Genomic DNA, 21,889 nt, shown 5'->3' with positions numbered 1-21,889 from the left:
AAAAAAGCCCGTTGCTCACGTTGAGAAGCGGGCTTTCTCTCTGGTTATATGATAAATAATTCGTTAATATAATCTTCTATTTACTAACTTACGTTCCACGTGGAACAGTATATGAAGGTGAGTGAGCGGGGTACAAATGGTTCAGACCAGTTCAACATCTTTTAAGAAAAACAAAGGAACGCTTTCGCCGTGAAAATGGTAAAGTCAAGGTGGTTTCTGCGGCATAAATGTGGTCTGGAACACCATTTGTAAACTCACGGAGAGAACCCGGTCCTTTCATTGCGATAAGTACGCCCTGGGGAGCGAGAAGGGGTTCAACCCAATGCCAGAGTTGAGGAAGCCTTGCTACTGCGCGCGCTGTACCAATCATAAATTTAGGAGAATCTCCAACAAGTGTCTCAGCGCGGCTTCTAATTGCAAAAGTGTTTTGAAGTTCAAGCGCTGTGATCGTTTCCCTGAGAAAAAGGGTCTTCATACGAGCGGGTTCGAGGAGATATACTTCGAGGTCGGACCTCATAATCTTGATCACAATACCCGGCAGACCAGCACCCGAACCCAAATCAAGGAGAGGACCATCTATTGGCAGGTGCGGTACCAACGAAAGACAATCGAGAATATGACGTTCCCATATAAAATTGCGGTCATTGCGGGAGATCAATCGAACACGAGCCGACCAATCGGTAAGTAAATCGACGTATTGCGTGAGCAACACGATCTGTTCTGGGGAAAAAGAAAGGTCAAGGGATCTCTCCGCAAGCTCAAAGGCTTCATCGGGTTGCATTGGATACACCTTTAGAAAAGGCAGTAAGAAGTATAGTGTAAGAGGGGAGTACACAGCCCAACGCACCAGCCACCAGACCTAACCCCTCTTTACATGTTTCACGTGGAACGGTGTATGAAGGCGAGTGAGCGGGGTACAACTGGTTCAGACCAGTTCAATCGAGCATAACACGTCGCTGTCCAGTTCAACATTATTTGCCAATACAAAAGGTCTTGAAGATTCGATCGAGAACATCATCCGGAGTAGTCTCTCCAATAATCGCGGCAAGCGCGTCCAGTGCAACGCGGAGATCCATGGCAATAATTTCTCCAGGATTGCCGAATTCAAGGCTTTGAAGTGCATGAGAGAGGCCCGTTGATGCCTGTTGAAGCGCGAGAACATGCCGTTCTCTGGTAACGATTTCTTCGGGTAGGTCGCTCTTTCCCAGGAGACTCTCACGAAGGCGATCCCGCAAAGAGGAGATGCCATCTCCTGTTTTGGCTGAAAGAATGATATGGGGATGGAGAGACTGAATGCTTTGCCAGCCGGCATGAATATCCAGATCGCTCTTATTGAGGACGAGAAACGCGTGATCATAACGACTGATGTTGTCCAGACCCGCGCAAGGCGGAGGAAGCGATCCATCCACGATATAGAGAACAATAGCTGCGCGTTCTATAAATTGTTGAGACCGGCGCGTGCCTTCTCTTTCCACCGGGTCATCAGTGTCGCGAATACCAGCAGTGTCAACCAGTGTAACAGTAATGCCATCGAGATCAATTTGCTCTTCAATTGTGTCGCGAGTTGTACCTGGAATATCTGTAACAATCGCACGGTCTTCTTCAAGGAGCCGGTTGAGAAGGCTGGATTTTCCCACATTGGGTTGACCTGCGAGGGTGATCATAGCACCTTCACGAATAATTTTTCCGCGGTCATACGAAAGAATGAGGTCTTCAATATGATTCAAAGCCTGCGAGAGCGGTGGCTTAATCATCTCGAAATCTATCTCTACATCCTCGGAAAAGTCTAAATTAGCTTCGAGAAGCATGGCTGCCTGACGAATAGACTCTGCCATTTTTACGAAACGGCGATGAAGCCCACCGCGGAGTTGAAAAAAAGCAGATTGGAGGCTCAGATCGGATTTTGCGGTGATCATATCAGAAACGGCTTCGGCCTGTGAGAGGTCCATTTTACCGTTGATAAAAGCTCGTCTGGTAAATTCTCCAGGACCAGCTGGTCGGGCGCCTCCTTGAAAAATGGCTTCCATAATCCGTCTGAGGAGAAATGGCCCTCCGTGGCAGTTAAATTCAACTGTATCTTCACCGGTAAAGGAATTGGGAGCGCGCAGGACCGAGACCAAGACCTTGTCAAAATCCCGACTCTGAATGTAGAGATGTCCAAAAGAAAGTTGGTGAGAAGGAAGGTGACTGAGGGGGGTTTTGCCTCTGAAGAGACTTTCTCCAATAGAGATGGCATCTGGTCCGCTGAGCCTGATGATGCCAATTGCACCTTCGCCTGGCGCAGTGGCGATTGCCGCGATAGTGTCGTTGTCAGACATAGAAATAAACCAATCAGGACGTGCCCAACATCGATTTGGTTTTTTCCATGATGATCTGCTGGGCGAGGGTCAGCACATTGTAGAGCGTATAGTAAAAGACGAGGCCAGAGGACATACTCCAAAAAATATAGGTGAGAAAGATGGGCATAATATAGACGAGAATAGCCTGTTTGGGATCCTTCATCATCATCTTTTGCTGAATAAACATCGACACGCCCATTAGAAGGGGCAAGAGGTGCAGGTCAAAACCGCCAATGGGGATGGTATCTGGTTGGGAAAGGTCGGTTATCCAAAGCGCGAACCCAGCTTGTCTCAGCTCAATAGTGCCGCGGAACAGAGAGAAAAGAGAGAAGAGTATGGGCATCTGTAAGAGCATAGGCAGGCATCCACCGATGGGATTGATTTTCTCCTCCCGATAGAGTCTCATCATGGCCTCGTTCATTTTCTTCTGGTCGCTACTATAACGCTCGCGAAGTTCGGCAATTTTGGGTTGGAGAGTCTGCATTTTGGCAGTAGATTCAAGACTCTTGTGCGTGAGAGGGAAGACAACGACCTTGACGAGAATAGAAAAAAGAATGATGACCACGCCATAATTTGGAACCAGAGCATGCATGGCGAGGAAGGCTTTGAGAATTAAAATTGTAACTGGCTTGAGAATGGAGCGAACAAAATAAGGACCGTAATCGACAAAGTCATCGAGGTCCAGTTCTCGTTCAAGCCCATCGAGATCGCGATTTTGCGCACGCAATATGTCATAAGAAATTGGGCCAATATATGCGGAGTAATTGATAATATTAAGCCCAGAATCAGCGTACATATCAAAAGCAAAATCGCGATAAGAAAAGCCAAATGGATCAGTCTTATTATCACCGTATAAGGCGAGGTCATAACGACCTTCGTCGGGGATAACCGCGGCGAGGAAATATTTATTTCTTATGCCAATCCAGGTTAGCTGACCGCTCGGGGGTGTCTCTTTCTCCTGGAGGCGGTCTGTATCCCAGGTTTCGACTTCTCCCCCCATGTAGGTGACGATTTGTTCGTAAACACCTTCGTAAAAACTCTCTGAAGTCCCGCGCTTATTTTCTGTGTCAGCGAGAGCACCATCCCATGTTATCGCCAACTTATCATCTCGAGCAAGACCTTCTGTTATGACGGAAACGTGAATGCGATACCGGTTGCCCTGAAATCGAAAACGTTTCTCGACTGGACCACGCTGAGATTGAGCGCGAAATACAATCAGGTCTTGCGTATCACCAGAAATTTCGAGGCGGTCTCGGTCGGGAGTAAACTCGAGACCATTGAGAGACTCACTCGCAAGAGTAGCACCGAGTCCAGCACTGTTGGGTGCGATCAATTCCAGCCAATTGCCATTGAGATCAAAATAGCTCTTGAGTTGCCAACTGGTAATCACCCCACCGCGCGTGGAGATGACAGCGCGGTAGAGTTCCGCATCTATGACAATATCACGTGCCTGGAACGTCGTTGAAGGGGCTGGACTTTTGTCCTGGATAGGAGCGGGTTGGGTTTCAGGTTGTTGCGCGGGTTGAGATTCGGAAGGTGCATCAGTAATCTGCGCTGGATCAATCTGGCGAGGGGCAGGTTTTTCTACAGGATCACGACGCTGAGGTTTGTCACCTTGAAAGAATTCCATATAATACGGCATCAGTATCAAGATCAGGCCGATTAACGCAAAGGCAAATACTGTACGTCTATCCATAGATTCAGTCTTTCTGCACAGAAAATAACAAAGGAAGGGATTGCAAAAACGGATCAGGGGTCGATAAGACCGAGCTTTTGAAATGCGAAGTGTAGTTCAAGGCGGAGTTCAGTATAAGAGACACCGCAGGCGTGGTCTCCTATGGAGATAAGTACCAGACGGTGAGGATGGCCTGAAGGTATTAGTTCGGAACATACTGCACGTACTTGCCGGCGGATGCGATTGCGCCGAACCGCGGTTCCAAATTTTTTCCGAATTGAAATGAGCGTTAGATCCATCTCGGAAGTACCAATCCGAACATGAACCCAACGCCCACGAAAGATCTGGCCGTGCTGTCGCATTTTCGCAATTTCGCGTCGAATACGCAGGTTGGGTGTTCCCATAACACACCTACATATCAATGCGACAGTTGCTTGCGACCCTTTCGGCGCCGTCGATTCAGGACATGGCGACCACCAGGAGAACTCATGCGAGCGCGAAAACCATGTTTATTCTTGCGCTTGCGATTATGTGGTTGAAACGTGCGTTTCATCAAACCACCTCGTATCTACAAAAATTTCAATTATCTATATCGACAAAGAGTTTGGAATATAGAAGTGTGTATCTCCTTTGTCAAGCTATTTCCCCGTGACTGGGAGGCTGTGCAGGCATACTACTATATATAGTGTACATTTTTTTTGTACACTATATATTGACTTTTTGCTATTATTTTACTATTTTTCAAATGTTTATTAATATTTTTCTTTTGCAAAACACTCTTGACACCATTTATTTCATTGCTTAGCTTTCGGTTAGCTTTCAGAACTTTTTGAAATTCACTTTTGAAGTGGACTCTCCCACCGTGGTCTGCTGTTAAGAATAACCGAAGTATTTCGATTTCAAAGTTTCAGAATACTTTCAATTTCCTTCCTATAATTGAGTTCCCCCCATTTTCTGAAGCGAAGTCAACCCCCCGTATATTCGGTTTTTTTCGGACAACGGTTTCCAGCACGTTAAGTATCCTATTGATATTCCTTTAGTTGGCGCGTGTTTGCCAGCCATAGACGGTATTGCCCTATGGATGAACGCTCTTCTGACTTATGGAACCGGTGTCTCTACGCCATCCAGGAAAAAATACAGGATCAGAGTTTTGAAACCTGGTTCGCTCCAATCAAGGCGCGGCAGTTTACCTCTGAAGAGACTATTCTGGTGGTGCCCGAGAGGATTTATGCCGATTGGTTAGAACAAAATTACATCGGGTTGATCAAAACGACTATCCAGGAAGTTTTCACATGGAATCCACGCATAACTTTTGTCGTTGGTGATACTCATCAACAAATGCCATCTCATGCGACAGATGCTCCCGGATTCATGAACGGAGCATCTCTTGATTCTGTATCTGCTACCCCATCTTTCCAACCTGACCCTGTCCAACCAGTATTTCCGCTCAATCCACGCTACAGGTTTGACAATTTTGTTGTCGGTGAAAGCAATGAGGTGTCGTTTTCCGCGGCAAAAGCCACGGCAGAGTCGCCTGGACAAACGGCTTTTAATCCCCTTGTCCTTTATGGTGGCGTTGGGTTGGGAAAAACCCACCTGCTCCAGGCCATTGGCGCACACTGTATCGAAATGGGGACCGCTCAACGCGTGGTTTATGTTACTGCACAACAGTTTCTCACAGATTATTTAGAGGGAATCAATCGCGGAACAATCGCTGTTTTCCATCAAACATATCGCCAGGCGGATGTGTTGCTCGTTGATGACATCCAGTATTATGTGAAGACCGAAGGTTGCCAAAGAGAGTTTATCCATACATTTAATGCCCTATTTCAAGCAGATAAACAGATTATCATCAGTTCTGATCGCCCACCTTCTCATCTCAAGGGATTTGAAGATCGGTTGATTTCTCGGTTCCAATGGGGTTTGGTTACAAATATCGAAGCACCTGACCTGTCCACGCGCGTGGCAATTTTAATGCAAAAAGCAGAAGAGATGGGCGTTTTATTATCTCACGAAATTGCCAGTTTTTTAGCTGAGCAGATCGATACCAATATACGCGAACTCGAAGGCGCATTAAAACGCCTGATCGCCTATACCAAATTACAGCGCTACCCCCTCACGATTGAAACAGCGCGAAAGACGCTGCTAAGCCCGCCTCAAAAGACCAAACCGACTATCACTATTGAAAGCATTCAAAAAGCAGCAGCTCACTTCTTTGAAATACCTTTGGATAAACTGATTGGTACAACGCGGAAGCAAGATGTGGCAACAGCCCGTCATGTGAGTATGTATTTGAGCAAATCTCTGACAGGTGCTCCACTCAAGACTATTGGTTTGCAATTTGGAAATCGCGATCACAGCACAGTTATTCACGCATGCCGGAGAATAGAAGACAAAATATCAGCGGATCCAGAATTTGAACATCTTGTGAGTGAACTACAAGATCACATCGTAGGTTAGAGTAAAGACCTGTAAGTAGAAGTTTTTCGGACTTTGTAATTAGATATATGCCTCAGGCCCGTTTGGATGTCTGGGGTTATTTTTTTGATCTATGTGCAGGTATCCAGAATCGTCGGGATGCTTCATTACTCACATTGTTTGTTTCTATTATTAATAAAATTAAAATGTGTACTTGATATACGATAATAATAATAACGCTGTGAATTCTGTGGAAAATGCGATAAAAAGAGAAAAACCCGCTTAAAAATAGTGGGTTAAGGATGCTTCTGCCAATATGACACTGTGAATTTCTGTGTGCAGAACATGTGGAAATCTATGTGGTTTTCCACAATTTGGAATGTGGATTTCTTTTCCACACAAAAGATCCACAATCTATCCAGATTGTTTTCCACACACAAAAATTTGTGCACAGCCCTGTGCACAGAAACAGTTTCTCTTTAAAAAACAATAAGTTTTTACTTTTTGTTTGTGCGGATGGTAATTTGAGTTATCCACATTGGGTAAATCTATTGTTGATTGTTGTCTCAGGTTGAGGAAGGGGTTTCGTTTTTTCTGGGGATATGTTTATATTGTTCTGTGTCATCAAGAGTAAGGTATCTTACCATGCATACATTGATAGGAGACGGTCGGGGTGCTGACTTATGATTCTCAAAAAGCAATGCGGGTATTGTGCAAAAATGATCGCAGACTCGGTCAATTAATCGAGCAGGCAGGGCCAATAAACCTTGATTTACCCAGACAAGTAAACCCTTTTGATGCGCTTTTGCGGTCGATTATCTATCAACAACTCTCAGGAAAAGCGGCTGCCGCCATTCACAAACGGGTGCGTGCGCTGTTTTCTGGGGGAAATATCAATCCGGATGAAGTGCTTGCGATGGATGACCAGGTGCTTCGCAATGCGGGCATGTCCCGGGCAAAAGTGGTTGCGGTAAATGATCTGGCGCAAAAAACCATAGATGGTCTGATTCCCCCGGGTTCACGCCTTCGCGAAATGTCGGATGCCGATATTGTAGAAAATCTTACACAGGTGCGCGGCATTGGAGAGTGGACGGTTCAAATGCTTCTGATGTTTCAACTCGGTAGGCCAGATGTGCTCCCCACAAAAGATTTGGGGGTGCGCAAGGGATTTATGCTCACTTATGGGTTGGATGAGTTGCCAACAGAAAAAGAAATGATAGTTTATTGCGAGCGGTGGCGACCTTATCGCTCAGTGGGAAGCTGGTACATGTGGCGGGCACTTGAATTGTGAGGCTAAACTTTCATTCTAAACGGAGCGGAGTATGCCAAATCTAATCGTTTTATTGAGTGACCAGTTGCGCCGGCAGGCTCTTGGCGTTCACGGCGATCCGGATGCACGCACACCGCATCTGGACGCCTTTGCACAACAGGGTGTTCGATTTGACAATGCGTGTTCCACGTATCCGATCTGTGTGCCTTTTCGGTTTACACTTATGACCGGCGAATATGCCCATGTCCGCAAAATACCGGGCATTGAATACGCTATGTCCACGGAAGAGCGGACGCTGGCAGATGAGTTTAATGAGGCGGGGTATGAAACCATTTATGTGGGCAAATGGCATCTCGATGGCGGGCACGGGCGGTTGGGATCTGCTGTGCAGGTCAACCGCACGCGGATACCGCGTTCTCGGCAGGGTCGCTGGCAAAAGTGGTATGGTTTTGAGCTGCGCAATGATCCCTTTGATACCTGTTATTTTGAAGATGACGATCCCACGCCGAAAAAAATTGAGGGGTATCAGACCGATGGTTTGTTTCAAATTGGTATGGATCATATAAAAGACCGCGTGGATGACCGTCCTTTCTGTATGGTCCTTTCTGTAGAACCGCCTCACGATCCTTTTGTGGCTCCCGAAGATGTGCAATCCGCCTGGGAAGCGAGAGATATTGTATTACCCGAAAACTTTGATGTGGCGGATCCCGCACAGCGCGAAACGTTCATTCTCAATCGCAAGCGCTATAATGCTATGGTTGAGAATCTGGATGCCAATGTGGGAAAGATGATGGCTTTTCTCAAAGCGGAAGGATTATTGGATGATACAGTCGTGGTCTTTTTATCTGACCACGGCGAGTTAGCGGGCGCACACGGTCTGCGCGCCAAGCAGTGGCCCTACGAAGAATCTGTGGGGATTCCTCTCATGGTGTGGGATCCCCGCATAAGAGAACGGGCGGGAACGGTGATCAATGACCCAACATGCACCGAGGATTTGTTTCCAACACTGCTTGGATTGGTGGGGTTAACCCCAAAAAATGAGGTGCCGGGGACGAACTTGACACCGCTCATTCACGGGGATGTAGATGCGCTTGATCGCGAGGGTGTTTTGCTCGAGTTTGTTGCAGAACTGCGGGAAAGACCACCATTTTTTGATGAGGTCTGGCGGGGATTTCGGACGCGGGATTACAAATATACCGTGAAGGGCAATAACATGGGCGGCAAGCCCTGGCAATTTTTTGATCTGAAAAACGATCCCGGGGAAATGAATAATCTGGTGGATGATCCCAATTACCGCGACCTGGTTGTCCACCATCATCGCTTGCTGTGCGAGCGCATGATTGAGACAGAGGATCACTTTGTCCTGCTTCCGGCGTTTGACAGTGAAGGTGTAAACGCCTGGGAAGAATAACTTCAGGGTTTCCAGATGGTCGCGCCGATATAGCGTTCGCCTTCGGGAGTATCGTTATAATAATAGGCAGTTACAAGTGATCCATCGGGTCTCAGAACAGTGCGCGGATACCCAATATCCGCATTGCCACCATCTTCGCGCAGTCCAATTTCCTCGCTCCAGTTGGTTCCGGTCGTGTCACTGATCCTGGCGCGAATACCATAAGGTGCGGCGCGATAACCGTAAGTTAGAACGATTCGTCCGTCCTTCAGAAGCGTCAATGTCGGCGGGTTTCCCCCCTGGCCAGAAGCGGGTACAGGCCGACCGACATGTGTCCATGTCAACCCATCATCTTCGGATAAATACGCGTCGATCCAGTGTTTTGACGCTGTAAATTCTCCGCGTTCCGTGCAGCGCACAGTGACGAGAATGCGATTTTCACTGAGACGCAAACTTGCGGGCATGATCTGAAAACCAGCAGGTTCTTCACTCAGCCACGATAGAAATCCAAATTTGCGCCCGCCATCATAAGACCGCGCAGCAAATACGCGGCCTTCCAGTCCATTGCGTTTATTCGCCGTTAGAAATAGTGTGCACCGATCCGCGCTATCCACCAGATAATCCGTTCGCGCAGCAATCCCGGTTTGCCCCCACATTGGGAGCGAGAAAGGCCCGTTCCACGACTGGCATCGGTCCTGCGAATAGTACCAGAAGGAACAGACTCCCGGACCCAGGCCCGTCCTGGCACACATCAATGCGAAGTCGGGATGCGAAAAATCCACATTGCCCGGACAATCTGTCGGCCCGTGTTCACCGTCCAGAATTTCACCTACGCGCAATCCCTCATTCATGTGTTCGTCGGCTGACAATCCGCGATTTCCCGGGGTTTTGCACGGCATGGGGCCTACTTTCCAGGTTTCGCCGCCATTCACACTTCGCGCCTGCATGTTTACAAATGGACGGTCTTTGTCTCGCGCGTGAAAACCGCCATGGAGATCTGTATATCCCAGCGTAAATCCCAGCGCGATCTCGTCACCCCACGACCACACGCCGTAATTTGCGGGCCAACCCGCAAAACGCCCCTTTTCTCGGTACACTGTTACGTGTTTCATAATTTGACCGTACCATCTTCCAGCATACTCAACAGTGCTGAATCATCCACATTTAGAGGTAATACAACTCTACCTCGGCGGCGACTCGATTCATAAGTTGCAAAAATCAATTCTGTTGCTTGCAGTGCTTTGCGCCCTGAAAGTTCGGGTTCGCGTCCGTTTTTCACGGCATCGACGAGGTCCAGCACAGCAACGGTTGTCGCATCGCGCTGACTCACCATGCCGCTGAGATCCACATCTACCTCCTGGGTGCCCGATACAACGCGGAGTGGGCGAGCATCGCGGCCCCCAATTTCAATGAATCCTTCGCTCCCGACCAACCGATTCGCAACGCCCTGCATCCTGGTTATACCTGTTACCAACAATCCCTCACGGCCATTTTGGTACCGAATCCACGAAATTCCGCTGCCTTCTACGGGGGTCCCAAACACCTCGCGCCCACCTTCTGCGTCAATTTGCCCGATTACCCACTCGGCGGGTTCATCGTCATTGTAAAAGAAAAACATATCGAACCAGTGCGTGCCCCAGTCGAACATGTTTGGGCAATTGCCCTCAAAACGCCGCACTTCGCCAATGGCACCAGATTTTGCAATCCCCTTTGCCTTTATAAATTGCCCGGCAAACCGCCTTTGATGACAAAATGTAATGACCACGTCGTTATCCACGCATGCCTGATACAGCGACTTTGCTTCTCCCCAGGTCGGTGCCATGGGCTTTTCTGCGTGAATCGCCTGAATCCCACTGCCCGCCGCATCTACAATCATATCGTGATGCAATCCGGTCCAGGTACACACACTTACAAAGTCCAGGTCTTCCTTCTCCAGCATGTCGCGATAGTCTTCGTAGCCATTTTCAACACCAAATTCCGCCATATACGCCAAACGCGGTGCCTCAAACGGGTCGGCACACGCGATGATCGCTACGTCGTCCGACGCGGTCCACCCGCGTGCGTGCGCTTTCCCTCGTCCCCCACAACCGATAACACCAGCTTTAAAACTCGCCATTTTCTTTTCTCCTCTATTTATGTTTTCCAAATCGATGTCGCATCCACGACATAGCCCTTCTGATTATCCACTACATTTAACAGGGGTTCTCCCGCGCAGAATCGCCGCACATTTTCCACGATTAATGCCTTTCTGCGCTTGTCTATTTCGGGCGACACACCGGCCACATGTGGCGTCAATATCACATTTTCCATGGACCATAGAGCGTGGTCTTGCGACAGCGGTTCCTCTTCATACACATCGAGACCGGCACCGCCGATTTGCCCGGATTGCAATGCGCTGGTCAGGGCGTGCAATTGGACCACTTTGCCGCGGCCGATATTGATTAGAATGCCCGTATTTTTCATTGCGCGAAACATATCTGCGTCGAATAGCCCTTCGGTCTGTGCTGTATGCGGTACGCAAATTACCACAAAATCCGACTCTCCGACCATATCCGAAAGTTCATCGGGAGAATAAATACGCGCGATAAAATCGGGTTTTCCCTTTGGTGCGGGATCCATCCCCAGCACGCGCATGCCAAAGACCGGGCCCCGCTCGGCAACAGCCAGACCAATGCCTCCCAAACCGACGACGCCCAATGTCGTTCCCGCAAGGTGGATTACGGGGGCGTCTTTTTCCCATTTGCTCTGGGACTGATTGCGAATATAGTGATGCAATCCGCGGGCAAATGCCATGACCATTGAAAAGACATGATCGGCAATCACATCGCTGTATATCCCGCGGATATTCGTCACTGTCAAATCGCTATTCCGCAGTTCTGGAAAGTAATATCCATCCAACCCGGCACTCGTCGCCTGTACCCACCGCAGTTTTTTCGCTGCCTTCAAAATCTGCGGCGTCATACCTCCAAAATACGCATCTGCATCACCAATTTCCGACAGGATGTCTTCTTCGGACTTCACCACCACAGTTTCCACACCCAGGTCGTGGATCTGCCGCATGTATTCCTCTTCCAATGCCCGCTGCAATACCATTTTTATCGCCATTTGATAGATCTCCTTCTTATGCTTGCCAGGGCACACTGCCATTTTGTTGCATTTCCGTCTGCAACAACTCACCCATTTCCCGAAATGCGCCTGTTTTTGCCTGATCCGATGCCTCTTGAGGGTCATTGCCCAGATCATAGAGTTCCAGTGGTTCAAAAGGACTGTTGTGCAGCAATTTGATATTGCCGCGTCGAACAGCGTGCTGGTTTAGTCCGAGGAATGAAGGACCCCCGTCTTTTCGCACCCAGTACATCGCGCGATCAGAGAAATCCTGGTTTTCTCCTCTCAGCGTTGGCAAAATAGACAGTCCTTCGATTTCATGGTTGACCGATACACCTGCTATTTCGCAGGCTGTGGGAAACAGGTCCATCAGCATGGCAACGTTATCACATACCTGGCCTTTTTCGATTTCATCTGCCCACATTGCACAGGTGGGTACCCGAATGCCGCCTTCATACATCTGTCCCTTTCCGCCTTTTAAATCACCGTTGGTTGCGCCCACATTTAACTGTCCGCCGTTGTCCGATGTGTAGATCACGAGAGTATTGGAAAGTTGTCCGGTTTTCTCAAGCGCGTCCAGGACCCGACCAATGCCCGCATCCATGTGCTCGACCAGCGCGATGTATTTCACCCGTTCGGGCGAGGCATCAGGCTCGCGCTGGCGCACGCGTTCGATCCAATCTTCTGGCGGTTGAATGGGCGTGTGTGGCGCATTATAAGCCAGGTAAAGGAAAAAAGGCTGCGACGAATGCGCGTGTCCGCGAATCACGTCTATCGCCCATTCTGTAAACAAATCCGTTGCGTGTCCGTGCGGATCAATTACCTCGAGGTCCTTTCGCATGTAATTCTGGTCGTGTCGCAGATGCGTGTAATAATCGTCCATCATGTCGCCCAGAAAACCGTGGAAATGATCAAATCCGCGCTTGCACGGATGGTTCTCTGGCTCGAGGCCCAGGTGCCATTTTCCAACGATTGACGTGTGGTAGTCTTTTTGTTTGAGCATTGACGGCAGTGTTATGGCATCGCGACTGAAATATCCCCAATTACTCTCGGGGTAAGTGCGAATCACGCCAGGTACGCCGACCCGATCTGGATATCGCCCGGTCATCAATGCCGCGCGACTGGGAGAACATACGGAGGAATTTGCGTAGAATTGCGTCAAGCGCATGCCGTTTTCAGCAATGCGATCGATGTTTGGCGTTTGAATATGCGGTCCCCGATGCGCCGAGATATCGCCGTAACCGTGATCATCGCCCAGGATGATCAGGATATTGGGCAACTGTGCCATTTCATCTCCTTATAATTACAGGTGTCGCAGCATTCGCCGCACGAGTTCGCGTTTTTCCGCGGGGTCTTTTGCCCAGCAAATTTCCTCAAATCGATCTTCAAATGTCCCTGAGTTTTCGATTGTTCGGTCTCGACTCAATTTTTGTAACTGCGCAAGCTCACGGGGATCGAGTCTGTGGGACATGCGGTTTAATGCAAATTTGAATCGTTTTGGATTCCGCAAAAAATAAGTGCCCAGATCCCGGAGCATATCGCCGTATTTCCAGCCTTGTTCCGCAACTGTTTCCGCGAGTTTATCATTTTGCATGACTAAAATTCCTTTCTTACTCATTGGGACGTTTTCCAATTGTATCCGCGAGGTGATCCATCAGATCGTCGAGCGCTTGCCGCGATGCGCGACCGCGAAAGGCTTTGCGCGCCGGGTCGTTTGTTTCTGCCATCCATTCTTCGAGCGCATTTCTAAGTTCCTGGATTTCATCGGCGTAGTCGGGGTCGTCAATGAGGTTGTTCAGCGCGTTGGGATCGTTCTCAAAATCGTAAAATTCTTCGAGTACGCGATAGCTGAACAAATGGTTTCGCGCAGCCAATTCCGGGTCGTTGGCTTCTGCTTCTTTCATCGCCTGCCAGGACCGACCATTCTGGGATTCATTTCGAAATTCGCGTTCGCCATCGGACCAGGGATTGAAGATATAGCCGAATCGCGTGTTTTGCACGCATCGCATCGGGTAATTGCGCCGCCCCGAGGTCTGGTGAAATTGCGTGAAGACTTGTTCGCAGCCATCCTGTTTTTTGCCCCTCAATACGGGCAGGCGCGATTTGCCATTGACGCCGTCCGGGATATCTACCCCAATCGCATCCAGCACTGTGGGCAAATAATCTACTCCGGAGATAAAATGCTCGGTATCCACGCGTCCGGCTTGAATGACCGCGGGCCACCGCGCCAAAAAGGGCGTGCGCGTGCTGTTTAGATAACAATTTGTTTTTGCGAAGGGGAATGCCATGCCATTATCGGATAAGAACATTATCAGTGTGTTCTCCGCCACGCCCGCTTCATCCAGCACATTGAGCAATCGGCCCACAGTATCATCACAGCGGCGAACAGAGTTGTAATACTCGGCTATTTCCAGACGCACATCCGGCAGATCGGGCAAGAACTCGGGAATGATCACTTCTTCCGGGTCAAATGTGCGCGAAGGTGGCACCGCAGGCGGGTCGAGTTCGCTGTACCATTCGGGTTTGTCGTTGCCGTAAAACGGACGGTGCGGATCGTGGGAGTTTGCCATGAGGAAAAATGGGCGGTCGCCATCTACTGCACCCTGAACAAAGTTTTTTGCATGCTGATAATACGCATCGGGATTTCGTCCCTGCCCCAAATCGATCTGATCATGCGCCATGTCCCATTGAAATGCCGCGTATGGCGTCGAGTGTGTCACTTTGCCCAAAATGCCCACGTCATAGCCTTCACCGCGCAAGATATCGGGTAGTATGGGGACGCCTTCGTGTCGCAAGTGATAAAAACCCTCGCCCCCGCTGAGATGCGGATAGCGCCCGGTCATCAATGCCGAGCGGCTCGGTTGGCATACTGCTATTGTCACATGTCCGTGGTTAAACCGCAATCCCCCCGCGGCCAACCGGTCAATATTTGGGGTCGTGCCCGCTGTTGGGCAACCAAATGCCCCCACTGCATCCCAGTTCATGTCATCTGCTGTTATCAACATAAAATTTGGTCTGTTCATATTGCTCCTTTTTTAGGTGAGATGTAAGAAGGCGTCACACAAAGACACGAATCAATAACGGATTAAGTCCAGGTTTTTTTAGTGGCCTAAGTCGTTTCGACTTGTTTCAGATTAAATGATAATTCGTATTCAAACAATTGGATGTCTCTGGCCTCAGACGATGCCAACAACAAATCGTTGCTAATTTCGCGGGCGATGATTATGCCATAGACATTCTGGTTAGATGTGGCCTCGTTTTGGCGAACCCAGGCCATATAGCGTAATATCTGCCCAATCACACGATCATAGCCTCGAGACACCTTCAATTCTATGACCACGAAATCACCATTAGAGTCAATAGCTAAAATATCAATAGAACGTCCGTCACCAGCTGGAAATTCAATGCCACTAGTCCCCTCTGGTTCATAGAGTGTGAGCCCAGGTTTAATGATAGAAAGATTTTTGGCGAGATATTTTTGCAGATCTGATTCGTATGCAAATTCAGATGATCCTTGGGGATTGGTGTATTCTTCAGTACTAGGCTCATCATTGAGGGATTCTTCCGAGGCATGAATTGGCTTAGGGTCTTGATCAGAGTTATAGAGGCGGTAATGCTGGCTATCAATCTTAAAGAAAAAGTCATCTTTGACGGGCTTAGGGCTGTAGTGAGTCCGATGTGGCACATTCGTTGATAGGCGTGCTAACTGTGCGCCGACAGTTGTTGAGCTGACATTAGGATATTTTTCCTTAAACCAATCAATTGCCTGCTGTCTTGTGAATTGTTGATCAGGATGTTCTATAAGATCCTCAGCCATTTCTCTCAGCAATATATGGACAGGATCTTCGTATATTTGCATTTTGCTTCTCCCTGGTTTTATCTCTGACGGGATTTTGGCCCTCGCCAGGGTAAGGGTTCTTTTTTTGTCTAAATTGTGCAGGGGTGTGCCTCTGTACCCGTCCAAAAGTATATTTAGAAGGGGGGTGCGAATCCGTCTTTACCTTCACCCAGGTTCGGCAAATTCTTGCGAAGAACCTCTGCCGTCTCATCGTAGTGCTGCATATATTCGTCGCGGAATGATGATGGTGTACATCCGAGTTTTTCTACCATCAGTGCGAACGCTTTTTCGCTTGTGCCTGCAACAAACCTGCCCCGCTGGAAGTGGAATGGTTGTGCAATGAATTTTTTGACATGTGTGTTTAGCAAATTCTTGCAGAATACCTCGGCGTCTTTTACCAACAGCAAGGGGGTCATGGTGATGCAAGCTTCGATGCCCTCAGCCTGAACCTGTTCGATTGCACGTAATCGCATAGCATTGGAAGGACAGTACGGCTCGAAAGTGCGCCTTATGTCTTCGTCGTCAGTGGTGACAGTCATATTCACCTGCACCTGTCCGCCTCTTTTTTTTATTCGATGGAACAAGTCGCAGTCGCGCACGACATCGGGGCTACGCGTTTGTACGACCAATTTGGGTTTGTACCCCTCTGCCATAATTTTCAGTAACTTGCGGGTTATCTTCAGTTCACGCTCAATGGGTTGGTAGGGATCGGTGACACTGCTCATGTAGATAAGCTTGTCATCAAGGGGGCGTTTGATCCCTTCCATTTTTTTGACCGCATTCTCTTTGACACTAACCCAATAGCCCCATGAGTCTTGCTTTGTGCGGTCGCGGCTGAAAAACGCTGCATAGCAGTAGGTGCAGCCATAAGAGCATCCGCTATACGGATTCAAGGTATAGTCGTAGGCGTCCATGAACCCGGTAGCGGGCGTCAATATCGTGCTGGTAGGCTTATATTCGACCTCGGCTTGTCCAATGCGATCAGGCCGATCTTCCGGTTGACTCTCCGCTGGGAACTGATCCACATCGGCATCATCAAATAACAGGTATTGATTAGATGTAGTCATAAAGATCACCATCCTTGTAAATGCGTCGGTAGGTACTTCCAAGAATAAAAACGCCAGATTGCGGCGTCACGCCATTCCCATGTGACGGGAGAGTATAGATAACCATGGGATTGTGAATGTGTGTTGTTCAGTTTTCTTCTCCACCGCGTAATTTGTGTTAGCGCGCCATTGAACTGGGGCTGGGGGTCAACGTTTTTACTGTTAGTGGAAGCAAAAGGCCACACTTCTGACAAAAGAGATTCCTTTGAAGAGTTTGTGGACAGGAAACACGTATCGGGGCGGAGTCTATCTACAAGGGACTTGAGCGACTGCTTTACATCGGCTTTGTTTGCTTCGTAAACTGAGTGTATTGCGCTAATCCAACAGTCGCTATTCTTTGCCAATTCAACTTTTTTAATGTCGCTGTAGTACTTCGGCTTTATGATTTCGCACGCATTGTAGAGATCGGGGTATCTGCACGCCCTTAGTTTGAACAACTCCCACATCTTCTGCCCGACTTTGATCATGGCCGGACTTGTATCTATTGAATCTATCCTGATTTCAGTTATTGATTTCTTATTTATCTTGTCCGCTACTGCTAACGCAACACCGAATTGCATTGCCAGCGAGCCGCACCCGAAATCTACAATGTGCAGTTTTTCATTCAATATGCCAGTTGATTTAATCATACTATACGCAAGGTTTATGTGAGCGGGCTGATACCAGTGATAAAAAAGCGCGACCCATTCATCGTGGTAATCGGACATCTCGCCGATTCCAAGTTTCCCAAGTGATTCGAGCGCGTAGCGAACCTTATCTTCTGGTTTTTCATTAATATTTAAGCCACTGGCAAGTCGATTAAACTCTTGTTCCGATACAGTTGTAATTACTTCGTCCAATATGATTTTAGCGATTTGGATTTTCCAATTCATATTTTTATGATCTCCAGGCGGGCGACCACAAGGGTCGCCCCTACTCTTCCCCATCGTAATATTCCGTCTCGGTCAGGCGGCCCAATTTGCCCGGTGGGCGAATTGCCCATTTATCTGAGTCGGGATAATAGACCGGGTCACTTACGGGATTGTCGGCAATGACATAATAAATCAAGTCTTCTGTCGCACTTGTATTGCGAATCTGATGCGCAGTTCCTGGGGGCTGAACAAATGCGTCGCCTGCTCCCACTTTAAATGTGTGATCATTTCGGCGCACGGTGCCTTGGCCGCAGAGTACGATATAAAATTCCCACTGTACCTGATGCGCGTGACACGGAAAATTTATTTTTCCCGGCGGCAATCGCACCCATTCAACCTCAAATGGTTGTCCTTCGGTCTCCAATGCTCCAGAAATATCCTTTCGAGACAAACCGTATTTGCCCGTGCGCGATTGGCGCGCTATTTCCTCTATTTCCGATTCGTTGATTTTTTCTATCACTTTGATTTTCCTTCACTTTGATGGTTTATTGGGCGTTCCATCCGCCATCTACATATAGCGATGCTCCCGTCATAAAGCTGGATGCATCGCTCGCCAAAAACAATGCTGCGCCACGAATTTCATGCAACTCGGCCCAGCGATTTAATGCCGTCAATGCCAACAACGACTTCACTTTCTCGGGTGTCTTTAGAAGCGGTACATTGATCTCTGTCAAAAACGGTCCGGGACACAATGCGTTACACCGCACATTGGACTCGGCCCACTCCAGAGCCATCGTTTTTGTCATGCCGATTAATCCCGCCTTTGACGAACAATAGGCCGAGCGCTCTCTTAATCCGACGCCGCTTAATGCCGACGCGATGTTCACCACTGAACCCGATCCCTGGGGCTTCATAACCCGGGCAGCCGCACGGCAACACAACCATACGCCAGTCAGATTGATATCGATTACTTGCTTAAACTCGTCGAGGGGAAAATCCTCTACGGGATGCCGAATATTAATCCCCGCGCTGTTGATTAACACGTCTAACTTGCCGTATTTCTCGATGACGGTATCAAATACCCGATCCACGTCTTTTTCACGGGTTACATCTCCAGCGATACCGAGACTCTCTTGTTTTGTTTCTTCTGCGATCTCTGTGGCCACGCGGTCACAATCTGCCTGCGTCCGCGAGCAAATGACGGTTTTTGCACCGGCCTGCGCCAATCCCATCGCCATTGATGCGCCCAATCCTTTGGATCCCCCGGTGATTAACGCGACCTTTCCATCCAATCGAAATAAATCCATTACATATATTTCTGACATGTTGTTCTCCAGTGGTCATCTATGGTCTCAATGTCACCTTTACGGATTGCGTTCCATCTGCGACGAGGTCAATGCCCTGGTGAAAATCCTCAAGTGGCAATTGATGGGTTACGATCTGGTCCATTGGGAGAAGGCCCTGTTCCAGCATTCGAATGGCAATGGGATAGCAATGGGGACTCAGATGCGCGCCGTGAATATTGAGTTCTTTGGTGTCGCCAATAATCGTCCAATCCGTTGTCACGGGTTCGCGCATTACGCTGAATTCGACAAATGTGCCGAGTTTGCAAATCATAAGCAGTCCCTGTTCCACTGCTGCGGGATGCCCGGTCGCCTCGATATACACATCGCAACCATAACCCCCGGTCAACTTGTGAACTTCGTCGATCACATCTACCGAATTTGGATTCAATCCCAGGTCTGCCCCACACGCTCTGGCTATTTCCAACCGTCTATCATCCAGATCTAACGCAATTAGCAAAGCGGGATTCTTCATACGCGCGGCAGCGACCATACCCAGGCCCAGCGGTCCCGCGCCGGCAATGACGACGGTGTCATTTAACTGAATATTGCCGCGTTCGACCGCGTGAATCGCACAGGCGAGGGGTTCTACGTACGCCGCATGCGCGGCGGGTATGGATTTTGGTACGCGATAATTCAGGGCTTTAGCGGGCAGCCTGCAATATTCTGCCATTGCGCCAAAGGTCGCCTGGCGAAAGCCGTAAATATCGTGTACCATGCACATCCAGTATTGCCCGCGCAAGCAATAACGACATGTGCCGCACGGCACAATTTGCTCCGATACGGCGAGGTCGCCAATCGCCAACCCGTATTTGTCACCCGCACCGTCGCCGAGTGCAACGACTTCTCCCACAAATTCGTGCCCGGGAATAATCGGTGCCTGGCAATAGCCCTCGCGGTGGGTATCGCCCCAGAACATGGGTGCTCCCAGATAGCACTTTAAATCGCTTGCACATATACCGACCGATTGCACGCGAATTAGAACCTCACCCGCCTCTATCTGGGGCACTGCGTATTCTTCCAGGCGATAATCTTCGGGCGCGCGGCACATGACTGCGGGCATTGTTTTTGGCAGATCACCCATATCAAATCCTTTTCTTGACAAGAGAAAGCCCTTAGGATACACTTTAGCAGTTTGATAGTATAAAGAAAAACGAAAATATTTTCATCTTTAACCTTATGAGGTAAAAGTGGCAATTGGTATTGGCTTGATTGGCATGGGTGTTGTGGGCGGCGGTGTGGCCCGCATCCTTCGAGACCGGGAACGCGAATTCAAAGACGTTCGAGGTCTCGATCTCGATGTTCGCAAGGTTGCTGTGCGCGATTTGTCCAAGTCTCGCGCAATTGATTTGATTCCCGATTGTTTTACGACCAATCCTATGGATGTGGTCGCGGATCCGACAATTCAGATTGTGGTTGAGGTGATGGGCGGTGTTGATGCGGCTTATGATCTCGTTCTCGCGGCGCTTCAAAATGGGAAAGATGTTGTTACGGCGAACAAAGCTCTTCTTGCCGAACGCGGCGACGACCTGTTTGAGGCTGCGGTGAAAAATAATGCAGGACTCGGCTTTGAAGCCAGTGTGTGCGGTGGTATTCCCATTATCCAGACACTCAGTCAGGGGCTGGTGGCGAATAATATTCAATCGCTTTACGGTATCCTAAACGGCACGACCAATTACATCCTCACCCGGATGACAGAAGCCGGAGAGGACTTTGATCCCATGCTCAAAGAAGCACAGGACAAAGGATTCGCCGAAGCCGATCCCACCATGGATATCGACGGTACAGATGCGGCCCAAAAGCTCGCACTTCTCTGTCGCCTCGCCTTTCGCCAGCGCGTCTCGTCCGGCGATATTCTCAAAGAGGGAATCTCTCATATTACCGCATTGGATATCGATTTTGCCCGCGAACTCGGCTATACCATCAAATTGCTCGGCATAGCCCGCGTGGTGGGCAGTCGCATTGAAGTGCGCGTGCATCCCGCCTTTGTGCCTCACGATGCACTCCTGGCGGATATTCGCAATGAATTTAATGCTGTGGAAATTGTCGGTAGTGCGGTTGACGCCCAGGTTTTTTACGGCAAAGGCGCTGGTGAATTGCCCACAGCCAGCGCAGTGGTCGCCGATCTGGTCGCCATTGCCGAGCGGCGCAAAGCCGGTCTTGGTCCCGCGGGAGCACCACTTGCTCCGCTACCCGAGGCAGACCTCGTTCCCGTCGGCGAGATTCAGACGGGTAGCTATTGTAGGCTTACCGTTTACGACAAACCCGGGGTGCTGGCACAGGTTGCCGCACTCTTTGCCGGTGAAGATATCAGCATAGAAACGGTCATCCAGCACGGGCGCTCGGAAACAGAAGGTGGCACGGTTCCTCTGATTATGATTACGCACGATGCTCCCGAAGCTGCGATGCAACGCGCCATCACGCGCATCGGGAATTTGTCCGCTGTGACAGAAAAACCGCAGATTATTCGGATTCTGCATCCGTGAGAGGATGAGAAAACAAAAAAGCGGCAGAGAAAAATCTCTGCCGCTGCGTATTTCAACTCAAAAGATTG

Annotated in this window: 21 protein-coding genes; 4 read left to right on the top strand and 17 right to left on the bottom strand. The window is 49.1% G+C overall.

Annotation, left to right across the window (positions count from 1 at the left end):
* Positions 1–151 precede the first annotated feature (151 nt).
* The 5 genes from rsmG to rpmH form a co-directional block, all read right to left on the bottom strand.
* Positions 152–781, bottom strand: coding sequence for a 16S rRNA (guanine(527)-N(7))-methyltransferase RsmG (gene rsmG, locus OXG87_00385; GenBank protein ID MCY3867975.1), 630 nt, complete (start codon positions 779–781; stop codon positions 152–154).
* A gap of 190 nt (positions 782–971) precedes the next feature.
* Positions 972–2,318: a tRNA uridine-5-carboxymethylaminomethyl(34) synthesis GTPase MnmE gene (gene mnmE / locus OXG87_00380; GenBank protein ID MCY3867974.1), complete on the bottom strand. Its 1,347-nt coding sequence runs from the start codon at positions 2,316–2,318 to the stop codon at positions 972–974.
* A gap of 13 nt (positions 2,319–2,331) precedes the next feature.
* Entirely contained in the window at positions 2,332–4,035 is a 1,704-nt protein-coding gene (gene yidC / locus OXG87_00375; GenBank protein MCY3867973.1) for a membrane protein insertase YidC, read from the bottom strand.
* A gap of 53 nt (positions 4,036–4,088) precedes the next feature.
* A complete protein-coding gene (locus OXG87_00370; GenBank protein ID MCY3867972.1) occupies positions 4,089–4,418 on the bottom strand; it encodes a ribonuclease P protein component in 330 nt (109 codons plus the stop codon).
* Between the two features lie 14 nt (positions 4,419–4,432).
* Positions 4,433–4,567: a 50S ribosomal protein L34 gene (gene rpmH, locus OXG87_00365; GenBank protein MCY3867971.1), complete on the bottom strand. Its 135-nt coding sequence runs from the start codon at positions 4,565–4,567 to the stop codon at positions 4,433–4,435.
* 524 nt (positions 4,568–5,091) lie between these two features.
* On the opposite strand from rpmH, the gene dnaA reads away from it, so the two are divergent.
* The 3 genes from dnaA (at position 5,092) to OXG87_00350 (ending at position 9,113) form a co-directional block, all read left to right on the top strand.
* Positions 5,092–6,474, top strand: coding sequence for a chromosomal replication initiator protein DnaA (dnaA, locus tag OXG87_00360; GenBank protein ID MCY3867970.1), 1,383 nt, complete (start codon positions 5,092–5,094; stop codon positions 6,472–6,474).
* Between the two features lie 631 nt (positions 6,475–7,105).
* Positions 7,106–7,723, top strand: a complete 618-nt coding sequence (locus OXG87_00355; protein MCY3867969.1) for a DNA-3-methyladenine glycosylase 2 family protein — start codon at positions 7,106–7,108, stop codon at positions 7,721–7,723.
* 31 nt (positions 7,724–7,754) lie between these two features.
* A complete protein-coding gene (locus tag OXG87_00350) occupies positions 7,755–9,113 on the top strand; it encodes a sulfatase (protein MCY3867968.1) in 1,359 nt (452 codons plus the stop codon).
* Between the two features lie 2 nt (positions 9,114–9,115).
* On the opposite strand, the gene OXG87_00345 is transcribed toward OXG87_00350, so the two are convergent.
* From OXG87_00345 to OXG87_00290, 12 genes are all read right to left on the bottom strand, one after another.
* Positions 9,116–10,204, bottom strand: coding sequence for a sialidase family protein (locus tag OXG87_00345; protein MCY3867967.1), 1,089 nt, complete (start codon positions 10,202–10,204; stop codon positions 9,116–9,118).
* The gene (locus OXG87_00340; GenBank protein MCY3867966.1) at positions 10,201–11,208 is read right to left on the bottom strand and encodes a Gfo/Idh/MocA family oxidoreductase; all 1,008 of its coding nucleotides are present in this window, start codon (positions 11,206–11,208) and stop codon (positions 10,201–10,203) included. The genes OXG87_00345 and OXG87_00340 overlap by 4 nt, the downstream gene beginning before the upstream one ends.
* 17 nt (positions 11,209–11,225) lie before the next feature.
* Positions 11,226–12,197 (bottom strand): D-2-hydroxyacid dehydrogenase, encoded by a 972-nt coding sequence (locus OXG87_00335; protein MCY3867965.1) that lies wholly within the window; start codon positions 12,195–12,197, stop codon positions 11,226–11,228.
* 16 nt (positions 12,198–12,213) lie between these two features.
* On the bottom strand, positions 12,214–13,485 hold the full coding sequence (locus OXG87_00330; protein MCY3867964.1) for a sulfatase-like hydrolase/transferase: 1,272 nt from the start codon (positions 13,483–13,485) through the stop codon (positions 12,214–12,216).
* Between the two features lie 15 nt (positions 13,486–13,500).
* Positions 13,501–13,791 (bottom strand): hypothetical protein, encoded by a 291-nt coding sequence (locus tag OXG87_00325; GenBank protein ID MCY3867963.1) that lies wholly within the window; start codon positions 13,789–13,791, stop codon positions 13,501–13,503.
* Positions 13,792–13,807: 16 nt separating this feature from the next.
* Complete coding sequence (locus OXG87_00320; protein MCY3867962.1) at positions 13,808–15,220, bottom strand: sulfatase; 1,413 nt, start codon at positions 15,218–15,220, stop codon at positions 13,808–13,810.
* A gap of 86 nt (positions 15,221–15,306) precedes the next feature.
* Positions 15,307–16,056 (bottom strand): endonuclease NucS, encoded by a 750-nt coding sequence (locus tag OXG87_00315; GenBank protein ID MCY3867961.1) that lies wholly within the window; start codon positions 16,054–16,056, stop codon positions 15,307–15,309.
* A 113-nt stretch (positions 16,057–16,169) separates the two neighbouring features.
* Complete coding sequence (locus OXG87_00310) at positions 16,170–17,102, bottom strand: radical SAM protein (protein ID MCY3867960.1); 933 nt, start codon at positions 17,100–17,102, stop codon at positions 16,170–16,172.
* A 5-nt stretch (positions 17,103–17,107) separates the two neighbouring features.
* The gene (locus tag OXG87_00305) at positions 17,108–18,013 is read right to left on the bottom strand and encodes a hypothetical protein (protein ID MCY3867959.1); all 906 of its coding nucleotides are present in this window, start codon (positions 18,011–18,013) and stop codon (positions 17,108–17,110) included.
* Between the two features lie 40 nt (positions 18,014–18,053).
* Positions 18,054–18,512, bottom strand: coding sequence for a cupin domain-containing protein (locus OXG87_00300; GenBank protein ID MCY3867958.1), 459 nt, complete (start codon positions 18,510–18,512; stop codon positions 18,054–18,056).
* Between the two features lie 25 nt (positions 18,513–18,537).
* Complete coding sequence (locus tag OXG87_00295) at positions 18,538–19,317, bottom strand: SDR family oxidoreductase (GenBank protein ID MCY3867957.1); 780 nt, start codon at positions 19,315–19,317, stop codon at positions 18,538–18,540.
* A 19-nt stretch (positions 19,318–19,336) separates the two neighbouring features.
* Positions 19,337–20,419 (bottom strand): alcohol dehydrogenase catalytic domain-containing protein, encoded by a 1,083-nt coding sequence (locus OXG87_00290; protein MCY3867956.1) that lies wholly within the window; start codon positions 20,417–20,419, stop codon positions 19,337–19,339.
* 106 nt (positions 20,420–20,525) lie between these two features.
* Between OXG87_00290 and OXG87_00285 the strand changes: the two genes are divergently transcribed.
* Positions 20,526–21,821 carry a homoserine dehydrogenase gene (locus OXG87_00285; protein MCY3867955.1) on the top strand — a complete coding sequence of 432 codons (1,296 nt, stop codon included), beginning with the start codon at positions 20,526–20,528 and terminating at the stop codon, positions 21,819–21,821.
* Positions 21,822–21,889 lie beyond the last annotated feature (68 nt).

Source organism: Gemmatimonadota bacterium, from assembly GCA_026706845.1.
GTDB lineage: Bacteria > Latescibacterota > UBA2968 > UBA2968 > UBA2968 > VXRD01.
This window is presented reverse-complemented; position numbering and strand designations above follow the sequence as displayed.

Excerpts from the sequence above, each read along its gene's own strand:
- rsmG (MCY3867975.1), bottom strand. The coding sequence starts at position 781 with ATGCAACCCGATGAAGCCTTTGAGCTTGCGGAGAGATCCCTTGACCTT.
- mnmE (MCY3867974.1), bottom strand. The coding sequence starts at position 2,318 with ATGTCTGACAACGACACTATCGCGGCAATCGCCACTGCGCCAGGCGAA.
- yidC (MCY3867973.1), bottom strand. The coding sequence starts at position 4,035 with ATGGATAGACGTACAGTATTTGCCTTTGCGTTAATCGGCCTGATCTTG.
- OXG87_00370 (MCY3867972.1), bottom strand. The coding sequence starts at position 4,418 with ATGGGAACACCCAACCTGCGTATTCGACGCGAAATTGCGAAAATGCGA.
- rpmH (MCY3867971.1), bottom strand. The coding sequence starts at position 4,567 with ATGAAACGCACGTTTCAACCACATAATCGCAAGCGCAAGAATAAACAT.
- dnaA (MCY3867970.1), top strand. The coding sequence starts at position 5,092 with ATGGATGAACGCTCTTCTGACTTATGGAACCGGTGTCTCTACGCCATC.
- OXG87_00350 (MCY3867968.1), top strand. The coding sequence starts at position 7,755 with ATGCCAAATCTAATCGTTTTATTGAGTGACCAGTTGCGCCGGCAGGCT.
- OXG87_00345 (MCY3867967.1), bottom strand. The coding sequence starts at position 10,204 with ATGAAACACGTAACAGTGTACCGAGAAAAGGGGCGTTTTGCGGGTTGG.
- OXG87_00340 (MCY3867966.1), bottom strand. The coding sequence starts at position 11,208 with ATGGCGAGTTTTAAAGCTGGTGTTATCGGTTGTGGGGGACGAGGGAAA.
- OXG87_00335 (MCY3867965.1), bottom strand. The coding sequence starts at position 12,197 with ATGGCGATAAAAATGGTATTGCAGCGGGCATTGGAAGAGGAATACATG.
- OXG87_00330 (MCY3867964.1), bottom strand. The coding sequence starts at position 13,485 with ATGGCACAGTTGCCCAATATCCTGATCATCCTGGGCGATGATCACGGT.
- OXG87_00325 (MCY3867963.1), bottom strand. The coding sequence starts at position 13,791 with ATGCAAAATGATAAACTCGCGGAAACAGTTGCGGAACAAGGCTGGAAA.
- OXG87_00320 (MCY3867962.1), bottom strand. The coding sequence starts at position 15,220 with ATGAACAGACCAAATTTTATGTTGATAACAGCAGATGACATGAACTGG.
- OXG87_00315 (MCY3867961.1), bottom strand. The coding sequence starts at position 16,056 with ATGCAAATATACGAAGATCCTGTCCATATATTGCTGAGAGAAATGGCT.
- OXG87_00310 (MCY3867960.1), bottom strand. The coding sequence starts at position 17,102 with ATGACTACATCTAATCAATACCTGTTATTTGATGATGCCGATGTGGAT.
- OXG87_00305 (MCY3867959.1), bottom strand. The coding sequence starts at position 18,013 with ATGAATTGGAAAATCCAAATCGCTAAAATCATATTGGACGAAGTAATT.
- OXG87_00295 (MCY3867957.1), bottom strand. The coding sequence starts at position 19,317 with ATGTCAGAAATATATGTAATGGATTTATTTCGATTGGATGGAAAGGTC.
- OXG87_00290 (MCY3867956.1), bottom strand. The coding sequence starts at position 20,419 with ATGGGTGATCTGCCAAAAACAATGCCCGCAGTCATGTGCCGCGCGCCC.